Below are 12,946 nucleotides of genomic sequence, written 5' to 3' on the forward strand. Positions count from 1 at the left end.
GGCGAACCCCGGTATGCATACGTGAAGAACTTTGTAACTTTTCGCGTGCGCAATGCGACAATCAGGCGAGCGCTCCTCTAGCGTCACCCGATCGGGGCGGATCCAACACGGAGCCGTCACGTCCTTACAGAGGCGGGCTCCTCTGACACACCGGCGTTTTGTGCGCCGGTGTTTGTTCGGCCACGGTCCACCAGGACCGCGGCCGGATCGGGTCGCCGGCATCGGTCACGTAGCCCCCCGAGTGATCGGTGCCGGCGGCGCCCCGGTTCCCGGGTTTTCCCGAACGGAACCGGCGGTCAGCCGGATACCCCGGCCAGTGCGGCGCGCCTAGCTTCGCGGCATGACACGTCTCCTTCCGCGGCTCCCGCCGCTGTGTCGTCGCCTGTGGCTTTCCCTGTGCCTGCCGCTGTCCGGAACGCACTGGCGGCGCAGCGCGCACGGTCTGCTGCTGCCACTGAGCACGCTCGTCCGGTCCCGTACCGGGCGGGACCTGCTCGGCCTGCTGGTCAGCGTTCCGGTCTTCCTGCTCTCCGCACTGAGCTGGTACCTGGTGGGCAGGATCGTGACCTACGGCCTGTTCTGGGGCGATGGCGACCACTCCGATGCCTGGGGCGGGCCCACCCTGCTCGGCGCCTGGGTGGTGCATGCGCTCATCGCCTTCGTCCTGGTGGCCGCCGCGATGTCGGCCTCGGTTCCGCTCATGCGGCTGCATCACCGGCTAACCTCCTAAACTGCTGGTACCAAAGGCAGGCAGGCGGGAAGTCCCATGACGAAACCGACGCGCAGGGGGCGCGAGCGTGCGGCCACCGACAAGGAGATCAGGCAGATCGCCAGGAAGCTCCTCGTCGAGCAGGGGCCGGAGGCGGTCACCCTGCGCGCGATCGCCCGTGAGCTCGGCATCACCGCACCAGCGCTGTACCGCTACTACGTGTCCAGGGACGACCTGGTGGAGCACCTGCGCCTGGACGTCATCGCCGACCTCGGTGCCGAGCTGGCCGCCGAGGCGGAGGCGATGGCCGACGAGGGCGCGCTGCAGCTGTTCGCCATCTGCCGGGGGTTCCGGCGCTGGGCGCTGACGCACACCAGGGAGTTCACCCTGGTGTTCGCCTCCCCGACCGGCGGGGTCGGCTCGGCGGCGAGCAGTGTGGCCACGCTGAAGCGGGTCACCGAGCCGTTCGGCCGGATCTTCCTGCTGGCCGCGGGTGAGGTGCTGGCCAACCACGAGCTGGCCACCCCGCCCGAGGAGGAGGTGCCCGCGCAGCTGCGCGAGGACCTGGCCGCCTACCGGGGCGAGCTGCTCGCGGTGATCAACTCCGCCGGGCTGGACATCCCGGCGGAGAAGCTGGACCTCGGCACCACCTACCTGATGATCCAGTTCTGGGCGCGGTTGTACGGGCACGTCACCCTGGAGGTGTTCGGCAACTACCCGATCCCGGTCTCCAACCCGGACGCACTGTTCGACGCGATGCTGGCCGACCTCGCCAGGGAGATCGGCCTCACCCTCGCCTCGACCCGGTGAGGGTCCGCTAGTGTCCTGCGCCTGAATTGGCTTGTGTAAATGTATGGTTCGGGGATGGCGCGGATCGGTCGGCCGAAGAAGGCTGAGTTGACGGTGAGCGAGGCTGATCGTCGGGAGTTGGTGCGTGGGGCGCGGGCGGCGACGTCGACGCAGGCGTATGCGTTGCGGTGTCGGATTGTGCTGGCGTGTGCGGAGCCGGGTGCGTTCAATAAGGATGTGGCTGCCGCTGTGGGGGTGTCGGTGCCGACGGTGGCCAAGTGGCGGGGTCGGTTCATCGAGCATGGCTTGGCCGGGTTGGCTGACGAGCCGCGGCCGGGGCGTCCGCCGTCGATCCTGCTGGAGCAGGTCGAGGAAGTGGTTGCCTTGACTCTGGAACAGACGCCGCGTAACGCCACGCATTGGTCGCGGGCTTCGATGGCCGAGCGCACCGGGCTGTCGCGCTCGACTGTGGGCAGGATCTGGCGGCGTTTCGACCTCAAGCCCCATGTGGTGGACGGGTTCAAGCTCTCGACGGATCCGCTGTTCGTGCGCAAAGTCGTGGATGTTGTCGGGCTGTATCACAATCCGCCCGAGCGGGCGGTGGTGCTGTGTGTCGACGAGAAGTCCCAGATGCAGGCGTTGGATCGGTCCCAGCCGGTCCTGCCGATGATGCCGGGCATGCCGGAGCGACGCACCCACGACTACGCTCGCCATGGCACGACCAGCCTGTTCGCGGCGTTCAACATCGCCGATGGCACGGTCATCACCGAGTTGCATCGCCGCCACCGCGCCACCGAGTTCAAGAAGTTCCTCACCAGCATCGACAAGGCGGTGCCCGCCGACCTCGACGTGCACCTGGTCTGCGACAACCTGGCCACCCACAAAACACCGATCGTCAACGAGTGGCTGGCACGGCATCCGCGCTTCCATGTGCATTTCACCCCGACCGGGTCGTCGTGGGTCAACCAAGTGGAGCGCTGGTTCGGCTACCTCACCGACCAGCTCACCCGCCGCGGAGTCCACACCAGTGTGGCGGGATTGGAGAAGGACGTCCGCGACTGGATCCAGCGGTGGAACGCCGACCCCAAACCCTTCGTCTGGCGCAAGACCGCCGAAGAGATCCTCGACTCCCTCGCCCGATATCTACAACGCATTTCAGGCGCAGGACACTAGAGCACCACGTTCACCAGGCGGCCAGGCACCACGATCACCTTGCGCGGCGCCCCGCCGTCCAGCAGCGCGGCGATCTTCTCCTCGGCCAGCGCGGCCGCCTGCACGTCCTCGGTGCCCGCGTCGGCGGGCACGGTGACCCTGGAGCGCACCTTGCCGTTGACCTGGATCGGGTACTCCACGGTGTCCTCGACCAGGTACTGCTCGTCGGCGACCGGGAACGGGCCGTGCGCAAGCGAGTCCACGTGCCCCAGCCGCTGCCACAGCTCCTCGGCCAGGTGCGGGCACAGCGGCGCCAGCATCAGCACCAGGGGCTCGGCCAGCTCGCGCGGGGTGCCCGCGGCCGAGCCGTAGGCCTTGGTGAGGTGGTTGTTCAGCTCGATCAGCTTGGCGCCCGCGGTGTTGAACCGCATCTCCGCGTAGTCCTCGCGCACACCCGCGATGGTCTTGTGCAGCTGCCTGCGGTCCGCGGTCGTCGGCTCGTCCTCGGAGACCCGCAGCTCGCCGGTCTCCTCGTCCACCACCAGCCGCCACAGGCGCTGCAGGAACCGGTGCGCCCCGACCACGTCCTTGGTCGCCCACGGCCGGGACATGTCCAGCGGGCCCATGGCCATCTCGTAGAACCGGAAGGTGTCGGCGCCGTAGTTCGCAGCCATCTCGTCCGGGGTGACAACGTTCTTCAGGCTCTTGCCCATCTTGCCGTACTCCTGCGTCACCTCCTCGCCGTTGTGGAAGAACCTGCCGTCCTGCTCGGTCACCTCGTGCGCGGGCACGTAGAAGCCACGCGAGTCGGTGTAGGCGTAGGCCTGGATGTAGCCCTGGTTGTACAGCCTGCGGTAGGGCTCCTTGGCGGAGACGTGCCCGAGGTCGTACAGCACCTTGTGCCAGAACCGGGCGTACAGCAGGTGCAGCACGGCATGCTCGACCCCGCCGACGTACAGGTCGGTGCCGCCGGGGTCGTCCACGCCGTGCTCGGCAGGCCGCGGGCCGACCCAGTACTTCTCGTTCTCCGGGTCGACGAAGGCCTCGTCGTTGGTCGGGTCGATATAGCGCAGCTGGTACCAGCAGGAACCGGCCCACTGCGGCATGACGTTGGTGTCCCGGCGGTACTTCTTCGGCCCGTCGCCAAGGTCCAGGGTCACCTCGACCCAGTCGGTCGCCTTGGACAGCGGCGGCGATGGCTCGGACTCGGCGTCCTCCGGATCGAAGGTCTGCGGGGAGTAGTCGTCCAGGTAGGGCAGTTCGACCGGCAGGTGGCTCTCCGGCAGCGGGATCGGCACGCCGTCCTCGTCGTAGACCACGGGGAAGGGCTCGCCCCAGTAGCGCTGCCGGGCGAACAGCCAGTCGCGCAGCTTGTACTGCACCGTGCCCTCGCCGTGGCCGTGCTCCTCCAGCCAGGCGATGATGGTCTTCTTGGCGTCCTCGATCTCCAGCCCGTTCAGGCTCAGGTGCTCGCTGGCCGAGTTGATCGCGGGGCCGTCGCCGAGGTAAGCCTCGCCGTCGAAGTCCTCGGAGGGCCGCACGGTACGGATGATCTCCAGGCCGAAGGCGGTGGCGAAGTCCCAGTCCCGCTGGTCCTGCCCGGGCACGGCCATGATCGCGCCGGTGCCGTAGCCCATCAGCACGTAGTCCGCCACGAAGATCGGCAGCCGCTGGTCGTTGACCGGGTTCACCACGAAGGAGCCGGTGAACACCCCGGTCTTGTCCTTGTTCTCCTGGCGGTCCAGCTCGGACTTGCGCGCGGTGGCCGCCCGGTACTCGGCGATCGCCTCGGCAGGCGTGCCCGCACCACCGGTCCAGCGCTGGTCGGTGCCCTCCGGCCAGGACCGCGCGGTCAGCTCCGGAACCAGCGGGTGCTCGGGGGCCAGCACCACGTAGGTGGCGCCGAACAGGGTGTCCGGGCGGGTGGTGAACACCTCGACCGTGGTGCCGGTGCCGGTCTCGGCGTCGGCCACCGGGAAGTGCAGGTTGGCACCCTGCGAGCGGCCGATCCAGTTGCGCTGCATGGTCTTGACCTTCTCCGGCCAGTCCAGCAGCTCCAGGTCATCGACAAGGCGGTCGGCATAGGCGGTGATCCGCATCATCCACTGCTTCAGGTTCCTGCGGAACACCGGGAAGTTGCCGCGCTCGGTGCGGCCGTCCGGGGTCACCTCCTCGTTGGCGACCACCGTGCCCAGCCCCGGGGCCCAGTTGACCGGGGCTTCGGACAGGTAGACCAGGCGGTGCGAGTCGATGATCCGGCGCTGCTCGGCCCTGGTCAGCTCACACCAGTTCCTTCCGTCCGGGGTGCGCCGCTTGTCCTGCGCGTACTCCCGCTCCAGCTCGGCGATCGGGCGGGCCTTGCCCTCGCTCTCGTCGTAGTAGGAGTTGAAGATCTGCAGGAAGATCCACTGCGTCCAGCGGTAGTACTCGATGTCGGTGGTCGCGATCCGGCGGCGCTCGTCGTGGCCCAGCCCCAGCCTGCGGATCTGGCTCAGGTACCGCTCGATGTTCGCCTCGGTGGTGGCGCGTGGATGCGTCCCGGTCTGTACCGCGTACAGCTCGGCGGGCAGCCCGAAGGCGTCGAAGCCCATGGTGTGCAGCACGTTACGCCCGGTCATCCGGTGGTAGCGGGCGAAGACATCGCTGCCGATGAAGCCCAGCGGGTGCCCGACATGCAGCCCGGCCCCGGACGGGTAGGGGAACATGTCCTGCACGAACAGCTTGTCCGAGGGGACCGGCCTGCCCTCCTCGGCGAGCTGGCCGACCGGGTTGGGCGCGTGGTAGGTGCCGTGGTCGGCCCAGTAACCCTGCCAGCGCAGCTCGATCTGCCCGGCCAGCGCCGCGTTGTAGCGGTGCGCCGGAGCCGTTTCGGTGCCCTCGTTCATCGCCGATCCTCCCTGTACCTGCTGCCCCGATATGAGAAAACCCCCCAGCCGATTGGCGTGAGGGGTCGCCGCGCTGAGCCGGATCGCCGGTCAGCGCGGCCAGATAAGCAGCAGGCTGGCCGTATGCATCATGCTTATCGTAGCCACCATGGCCACCCGGTTCGTCCCCAGGCCGGTCGCAGCCGGTGCAGGTCGAACTCGTCCGAGGTCGCACCAGCCAGCAGCACCTCGAGCCTGCCGCTCAGCACGTACGCCCCGTGCGGGGACAACGCGACCGTGCTGGGGCCGGTGACCGGCCACGGACCGACCCGGTGCACGACCCGCACCGCGGACCAGTTCCACGCCGGGCGCAGTACCGTCACGGCGTCCGTGCCGGGAGCGCTGAAGGAGTTGGTGACGGCCACCAGTGCGCCGTCCCAGCGCAGGGCCAGTCCGTCGCCGCCGGTGAGCGGGGCGGGCAGGGCGACCTCCCGGATCCGGTGCCCGGCACCGGTGTCGATCCGCAGCAGCCTCCCGTCCTCGTAGTGCACCGCCAGCAGGTAACCGGCCGGGTGCCAGACGATCCCGTTCATCCCGATGGACTCCCCGGCCAACCGCTGGTCGGAGACCAGCACCGAACCCCGGCCGTCCGGGGTGACCCGGTAGATGGTGTCCGAGGAGGAGTCGGTGACGTAGGCGTTGCCCCGCCAGTCGATGGCCAGGTCGTTGGCGGTGTGCCTGCCCGGGCCGATGGCGAGATCCACCAGGTGCAGCGGGCGGCCGGTGGCCAGGTCGAAGATCCCCACCCCGGATGAGGTGAAGGTGGTCTCCTCGGTTGAACGCTCACCGAGGCCCATGTCCGCGTAGGTCACCAGGATCCGGCCGCGGGCGGCGTCCACATGCACGCCGAAGGTGGAGACCATCCGCGGGTCGGAGACCAGGGTGCGCACGGTGCCGTCCGGCCGGACCACCGACACCGTGCCGTGCCGGATCGACCCGACCAGGAAGGCGCGTCTGCTCGGGTCCCAGGCCACGCCCTCCGGATGCAGGGAGTCCGCGGTGGCGCTGATCGTCTCCGGCGGCCGGTGCGGAACGGCCACCGCGGCCGGCACCGGCACGAGCAGGCCGGCCAGGAGCACCACCAGTACCGCGGCCCTGGCGCGGGTGCGTCGAAGCATCGTTACTCCAGTTCCTCGACTATGTCCGAGATTGCGTACGGGTACCCATCTTAATCAGTACTCTGATGTACGACAATGTATTTATCTTCGTCCATACCCGTACACAGCGGGGGTGCTCGTACTATGTGAGCATGCGAATGCCGCTCGACCAGCGCCTCGGCTCCGACCTGAAACGCGTCGAGCAGCAGTTGATGACCGCCAAGCACGAGGCGGTGCGGCCGGCCGGGCTGACCGTGCCGCAGTTCGCCGCGCTGCTGGTGCTGGAGCAGAGCCCCGGGATCTCGGCCGCGGCGCTGGCCCGGTCCTGCGCGGTGACCCCGCAGACGATGACCACGATCCTGCGCAACCTCGAGCAGCGCGGGCTGATCGAGCGCAACGCGCACCCCTGGCACGGCAACGTGCTGGAGACCCGGCTCACCGAGTCCGGGACGGCGGTGCTGGTGGCCGCCGACGAGCGGGCCTCGGCCGTGGAACGCAGGCTGGCCGACGCCTTCACCGAGCAGGAGCGCACGACCCTGCGCGCGCTCCTTGCCCGGTGCTCAGAGGTGCTGACCTCGTAACGCCAGCGCGACCACCTGGGTCACCTGGCCCGCGGCGAAGTTGTCGTCGCTGACCAGCAGCAGGGTGCGTTCCCCGGTGGGCAGCCGCGGCCCCCATGCCATCCCCTCGATGTTGTCCACCCTGGACAGCGGAAGGTCGGAAAGGTCGGCAAGGAGCTTCTTGCGTACCGGCCGCAGCCGTGCGCCCGCCAGTGCGCTGCGGTGCAGCACATTGCTCGCCCCGCTGGTGTCGATCCGGAAGATCCGCACCTTGTTGCCAACCCCGGCGACATACCCGCGCTCCAGCACCAGGTACCTCGTCGGGTCGGCAGGCCCGGCCGCCAGGATCGAGGTGACCCCGTTGTCGGAGTAGCCATCCGGCGGATCCGGCTGGGTGAACACCGGCTCGACCGGGTAGGCGTACTGGGCGAAGGCGGGGCCGTACCGCGGCTGCAGGGTGATCCGGGTGAGCGCGCCGTGCGCCGGGGTGGGTACCGGGCCGTCCTGCAGCAGCGGTGCTTCCAGCGCGCTCATCACCAGCGCACCGCATCCGGCGAAGGTGAAGCCCTCCGGACCGAGGTTGCGCCGCGGCCCGGTGTCCTCGGTCATCCGCCAGTTGTCCGGGACCCGCAGCCGCCGCACCTGTGCCCCGCCCGGTTCCGCGACCCGGATCGAAGGGCCCCGCAACCGCCCTTCGATCCGGTCCCCCTCCTCCGACCAGTAGTACCGGCCGCGCCACGGGTCCACCCGCAACTCCTCTGGGTCCACCGACCCGCTGGGGTAGGCCGCGCCGTCCGGCCGCCGCAGTACGTGCACCCCGGTCAGCCGCACCTCGCCGAGGCCGCGCGGGCCGAGCGGGATCCGCGCGGTGTAGTAGCGGGCGGCGCCCCGGTCGTCGCTGATCAGCACGTACTCCCCGGTGCGCGGGTCGCGGTCGATCCCGGACAGCCCGCCGACCGTGGTGCCGCGGAACTCCAGGCCGTGCGGCAGCACCCGCTCGCCGAGCAGCCGGACGGAAGGCGAATGCCCCGCGGCGGGTGGCGCCGCCAGCAGGCCGAGGGTGAGGGTGCCGATCATCCCGGCCGCGAGCATCCGGAGCCGTCTGGTGCGCATGGGCTACAGCACAGCGCATCAGGGTATCGGCGAGGTAGCCGGCAGCTGACACCTATCCTGATGCGCGTGATCGTTGTGGCGCTGGTTCCGGTCCTGCTCGGTGTGCTGGTCGGCTGGGGTGGCTGGCTCGGCTGGCGGGAGCGGTTGCCGCGCGGGCGGGGTGCCGGGGTGCGCACCTCCGCCACCCTGCGCGGCGACGAGGCCTTCCGGGTGGCGAACAAGGTCGCCGGGTTGCCGACGCTGGCGGGCGGCGGCGTCGGAGTACTCGCCGGGGCGGCCGCGCTGTTCGTGCCGAGTACGGCCGCCGCCATCGTCACAGCCGTGATCGGCCTGCTCGGGATGTTCGGCCTGCTCGCCGCGGGCGGAGTGCTCGGTCATCGCGCGGCACTGGCCGTCCCGGAGCCTGCCGCACCCGCAGGCGGCTGCGCGGGCTGTGCCTGCGGCGCGGGCGGCTGCTCCCCGGCGCAGGCAGCCGGTAGCGCGTAACCGGCTTCCGCCGGTCAGTTCCGCTGCAGGTCACCGGGGTGCGTGGCCAGCAGTGCCGTGGGTACACCCTGCCTGCGCAGCACCTGCCCCCACAGGTCGCGTTTCGGGGTGGCCAGCACATCGCTTGGCAGCGCGGGCACGATCAGCCAGTCGCCACGGTCGATCTCCCCGGCCAGCTGCCCGGAGTCCCAGCCAGCGTACCCGGCGAACACCCGCAGCCCGCGCACCTTCGGCATCAGCAGGTCCGGGTCGGCGTCCAGGTCCACCAGCGCCACCGGCCCGCGGACGGCGATCACCCCCGGTACCGAACCGGCGTGCTCCCCGGTGCGCAGCGCGGCAAGGCACAGCGCGGTCTTCTTCTCCACCGGCCCGCCAACGAACACCGCCTGCGGCTCCGCCACATGCGGCCCCCAACTCGGCAGCACGTCATCCACAGGGACCTCGCTCGGCCGGTTCAGGATGACGCCGAGGGTGCCCTCCTCGCGGTGGTCGATGACGAACACCACGGTCCGCCGGAAGTTGGGATCGAACATCGTCGGGGCAGCGACCAGCAGTGTGCCCGGTTCAACCTCGGCGTCGGCTTGCACGGACACCATGATTCCACTCTCCGGGGAACAACGGTGGCACCTGCCCCGTTGGTACGGGTGGCCGGCGCACTCCGTGTCCCCCGGGCCCACTTGAGAAGAGCCGTTGTGGAATACCGTCCGGCTGGAGCCACACTGCGCCGTACCGCCGAGAGGCGACCAAGTGCGCCGGCCAATCCCCAGCCGTCACGCCTTGTTCACCGGGGACCCACGACCGGTCCGTAACCTGAGAGTCCGTGACCTCGAGCGCACAGAGTGCCCGTACCGATACGGCGGCGCAGGCTCCGATCGGCCCGCGTGCCCTGCTGGCCATGCCCGGCTTCCGCAGGCTGTTGCTGGCAAGGTTCTCCGCGCAGTGGGGTGACGGGGTCTTCCAGGCCGGGCTGGCCGGGGCGGTGTTGTTCAACCCCGAGCGCGCCGCCGACGCACTGACCATTGCGGGCGGGTTCGCCGCGCTGTTGCTGCCGTACTCCGTGATCGGGCCGTTCGCCGGGGCACTGCTGGACCGCTGGGACCGCAGGCAGGTGCTGGTGGTGGCCAACCTGCTGCGGGTGATCGGCATCCTGGCCAGCGCCGCGGCCGTCGGCTTCGGGGTGGAGGGGCCGGGGCTGTTCACCCTGGCCCTGCTGGTGATCGGCATCTCCCGGTTCGCAGGCGCGGGCACCTCCGCCTCCCTGCCGCATGTGGTGCCGCGGCACAGCCTGGTCACAGCCAACTCGGTCGCGGTCACCCTGGGCGCGCTGATCGCGGTGGTCGGCGGCGGCTGCGCGATCGGGTTGCGGGCGGTGTTCGGCGAGGGCAACACCGGCTCGGCGGTCACCACCACGTTCGCGGTGGCCGGTTCCTTCGCCGCCGCGGCAGTGGCCGCCGGGTTCGCCCGCGGCAGCCTCGGCCCGGACCGGATGAACGAGCCCGCCGAGGCGCTGATCGCGGTGGCCCGCGGGCTGGCCGATGGCGGCCGCGCCGCGGCCCGCGCGCCGAGGGTGGCCGCCGGGTTCGTCGCGCTGTTCGCCCACCGCGCTGCCTTCGCGGTCTCGCTGCTGCTCACCGTGCTGCTGATGCGCTATTCCTTCACCGACATCGGCCTGCTCAAGGCGGGGCTGCCCGGGCTGGGGCAGGTCGCCGCGCTGGGCGGTGCGGGCATCCTGCTGGCCGGGGTGCTCACCCCGCGGCTGGTCGCCCGCTTCGGCCGCACCCGGGTGGTGGTGAGCGCGCTGTTGCTGGCGGCCGCGGCGCAGGCCGGGCTCGGGCTGCCGTTCCTGCTGCCCACCGTGCTGGTCGCCTCGTTCCTGATCACCTCGGCCGGTCAGGTGCTGAAGCTGTGCGTGGACTCCGCCGTGCAGGCCGATATCGGGGACGAGGCCCGCGGCAGGGTGTTCGCCCTGTACGACACCCTGTTCAACGTCACCATGGTCGCCGCGGTGGCCGTGGCCGCCACGCTCAGCCCGCTGGACGGGCACTCGCCGGGACTCCTGCTCGCCGCCACCGGGTGTTACCTGATCGGTATCGCCGGTTACCTGGTGGCCGTGCGCCGGTGAACGCGGCCCGCCTATTAGGTTTGGTCTCTGTCAAATCGAGGGTGAACCTGAAGGGGGCAGGCGTGCGCTACCGAGTCGAGGTGGCCGATCGCCCGGACGGGCTGTACGCGCTATGGAACGGCCAGGTGTTCCGAGCCCAGCGGTCCACGGCGGATGGGACCGTGCTGCTGGCACCACTTCCCGGCGAGGAGGAGACGCCGGAGGGCTTCGACACCGAGTGGAACGGTCGGCCGGCGAAGGTGGTGCCGGAGGGGGAGACCGGGGCCAGCTTCAGCCTGCACACGCTGTGCCTCTTCGATGACGAGGTCTACCGGATCCTGCCGCAGTCCACCGATGGTGAGCTCACCCTGAAATGGACCGGACAGGACGAGCGGGTCGCCGCCGAGCTCGGCCTTGCCGACTTCACCACGAAGACCTCGGACCCGGAGAGCATCACCGCGCTCTGGCAGGAACGGCACGACCTCGGACCGGCGGGCGCCGGGTCGGGCGGCGCGCAGGCCGACCCCTCGGCGCTGCTGCGGGCGATCGGCCGCACGCTCGTGCGCGAGATGCCGGAAGGCTGGCAACGGGTCGGTGCCCAGTTCCGGCAGGTCGGCGACTACGCCGAGCTGGAGGTGCGGGCGGTGGCCGAGGACGTGACGGTATCGCTTTGCGCCCCGCCCGAGCTGGGGCAGCTGTTCGCCCGGTTGCGCGCCGCGATGTACGACCCGGCGGGCGGCGCCTGGATGCAGGGCACGTTCACTCTGGACGCGGCCTCGAACTTCGACTTCGACTACGAGACCGACACCGAGCCGAACTGGCGGCTGCCCCCCGGCGGCCGGGCTGGTGCCCCGTCCTACGACGCCGAGCTGGAGCACTTCCCCCGCGAGCGCAAGAACGTGCCGCAGTGGCTGGCCGCCAAGGCGGGCCTGCCGCTGGAGGTGACCTTCCGGCAGGCCAGGGTGGTGGACGGGCAGAACCCCGGGGAGCAGCCGTTCGTCAACCGGCCGCCGGTGCCGGCCGAGGAGGCCCGCGCCGTGCTCGGCTACCTCTACCGGGCGCCAATCGTGCTGACCCGGCCCGCGACCGGTCCGGACCTGTTCGCGCCGACCGGCCCGGCGGACGTGCCGGACGCCTTCCACACCGACGGCTTCTGGATCTGGCCCGCCGCGGTGCCGCACTACCTGCGCAAGTACGGGGTGCCACCGGATCCGGAGTTGCTGGACCACATCCGCGCCAACAACCACCGCCCGCCGTACGTGCCGGAGCGGGTGCGCGTCACCGCCGAGGCGGAGCTCCTCGGCAAGCCGCATCCGCCGCAGCAGGCTGCCGACCTGATCGAGTACGACCGGGTGGGCAGGGTCGAGCGCGGGGCCGAGCCGGGGAACCTGCGGGCCGCCGAGGTGCTAGGGCTGTTGCGCACCCGGCTGGCCGAGTACGGGATCCCGGACAGCGCCTTCCGGCTCGGCACCACCGCCGCGGGCGCCTGGTGCCTGCGCCGGACCGACCAGGGGTGGGAAGTGGCCCGGCATGCCGGGGACGGGCCACTGGAAGCACAGTATTTTCCGGCGATCGAACCCGCCGCGCGGGCACTGCTCGGCTCCCTGCTGCTCTATCCCGCGCGCGGCGCACCGCCCGCGGAGCAGGAGGCCGCCGAGCCCGCCACCCAGGCCCAGGACTGGCCGATCCTGCCGATGCGCGGGGAGCCACCGCTGACCTTCTTCCGCGGCAAGCGGATGGTGGTGCTGCCCGCGGGCACCAGGGTGCTGCGCTTCGGCAACGAGGGCGGCAACCTGGTACACGCCGAGGCCACCCGGTTCCCGGAGACCTCGCTGGCGCAGCAACGCGAGTTCGAGCGCGGCAGCTACCTGCTGCGCAGGCCGTTGCGGGTGCTGACCGGGGTCACCCTGCCCTGGGCCGGCCTGCCCGGCGGGGCGATCGCGTACCTGTTGCCCCGCGCCATCGGCCAGCACGTGGAGAACGGGGCGATCGAGCGCGACCCCGGTTAGCCAGGG

11 protein-coding genes are annotated in these 12,946 nt (G+C 70.7%); 7 read left to right on the forward strand and 4 right to left on the reverse strand.

Features of this window, described 5'->3' with window-relative positions; all coding sequences use genetic code 11:
* Nucleotides 1–340 precede the first annotated feature (340 nt).
* From KOI47_RS35130 to KOI47_RS35140, 3 genes are read left to right on the forward strand one after another with little or no spacing between them, the layout of a single operon-like run.
* Entirely contained in the window at nucleotides 341–730 is a 390-nt protein-coding gene (locus KOI47_RS35130; protein ID WP_216212199.1) for a hypothetical protein, read from the forward strand.
* A 36-nt stretch (nucleotides 731–766) separates the two neighbouring features.
* The gene (locus KOI47_RS35135) at nucleotides 767–1,519 is read left to right on the forward strand and encodes a TetR/AcrR family transcriptional regulator (RefSeq protein WP_216212201.1); all 753 of its coding nucleotides are present in this window, start codon (nucleotides 767–769) and stop codon (nucleotides 1,517–1,519) included.
* Between the two features lie 54 nt (nucleotides 1,520–1,573).
* Nucleotides 1,574–2,671, forward strand: a complete 1,098-nt coding sequence (locus KOI47_RS35140) for an IS630 family transposase (protein ID WP_216212204.1) — start codon at nucleotides 1,574–1,576, stop codon at nucleotides 2,669–2,671.
* Here KOI47_RS35140 and leuS read toward each other — a convergent pair.
* Nucleotides 2,668–5,535, reverse strand: coding sequence for a leucine--tRNA ligase (leuS, locus tag KOI47_RS35145; protein ID WP_216212206.1), 2,868 nt, complete (start codon nucleotides 5,533–5,535; stop codon nucleotides 2,668–2,670). The genes KOI47_RS35140 and leuS overlap by 4 nt on opposite strands.
* Before the next feature lie 134 nt (nucleotides 5,536–5,669).
* Entirely contained in the window at nucleotides 5,670–6,692 is a 1,023-nt protein-coding gene (locus KOI47_RS35150; RefSeq protein ID WP_216212207.1) for an SMP-30/gluconolactonase/LRE family protein, read from the reverse strand.
* Between the two features lie 131 nt (nucleotides 6,693–6,823).
* Here KOI47_RS35150 and KOI47_RS35155 point away from each other — a divergent pair, with 131 nt between their 5' ends.
* A complete protein-coding gene (locus KOI47_RS35155) occupies nucleotides 6,824–7,252 on the forward strand; it encodes a MarR family winged helix-turn-helix transcriptional regulator (protein WP_216212209.1) in 429 nt (142 codons plus the stop codon).
* Here the strand turns inward: KOI47_RS35155 and KOI47_RS35160 are convergent.
* Nucleotides 7,232–8,344, reverse strand: coding sequence for an esterase-like activity of phytase family protein (locus tag KOI47_RS35160; RefSeq protein ID WP_232376447.1), 1,113 nt, complete (start codon nucleotides 8,342–8,344; stop codon nucleotides 7,232–7,234). The genes KOI47_RS35155 and KOI47_RS35160 overlap by 21 nt on opposite strands.
* 66 nt (nucleotides 8,345–8,410) lie before the next feature.
* Here KOI47_RS35160 and KOI47_RS35165 point away from each other — a divergent pair, with 66 nt between their 5' ends.
* Nucleotides 8,411–8,830: an SdpI family protein gene (locus tag KOI47_RS35165; RefSeq protein WP_216212212.1), complete on the forward strand. Its 420-nt coding sequence runs from the start codon at nucleotides 8,411–8,413 to the stop codon at nucleotides 8,828–8,830.
* A gap of 14 nt (nucleotides 8,831–8,844) precedes the next feature.
* On the opposite strand, the gene KOI47_RS35170 is transcribed toward KOI47_RS35165, so the two are convergent.
* Complete coding sequence (locus KOI47_RS35170; RefSeq protein WP_216212215.1) at nucleotides 8,845–9,426, reverse strand: YqgE/AlgH family protein; 582 nt, start codon at nucleotides 9,424–9,426, stop codon at nucleotides 8,845–8,847.
* Between the two features lie 299 nt (nucleotides 9,427–9,725).
* On the opposite strand from KOI47_RS35170, the gene KOI47_RS35175 reads away from it, so the two are divergent.
* Entirely contained in the window at nucleotides 9,726–10,952 is a 1,227-nt protein-coding gene (locus KOI47_RS35175) for an MFS transporter (RefSeq protein WP_216217761.1), read from the forward strand.
* Nucleotides 10,953–11,014: 62 nt separating this feature from the next.
* Nucleotides 11,015–12,940 (forward strand): TNT domain-containing protein, encoded by a 1,926-nt coding sequence (locus KOI47_RS35180; protein ID WP_216212218.1) that lies wholly within the window; start codon nucleotides 11,015–11,017, stop codon nucleotides 12,938–12,940.
* Nucleotides 12,941–12,946 lie beyond the last annotated feature (6 nt).

This window comes from Amycolatopsis aidingensis (genome assembly GCF_018885265.1).
Lineage (GTDB): Bacteria > Actinomycetota > Actinomycetes > Mycobacteriales > Pseudonocardiaceae > Amycolatopsis > Amycolatopsis aidingensis.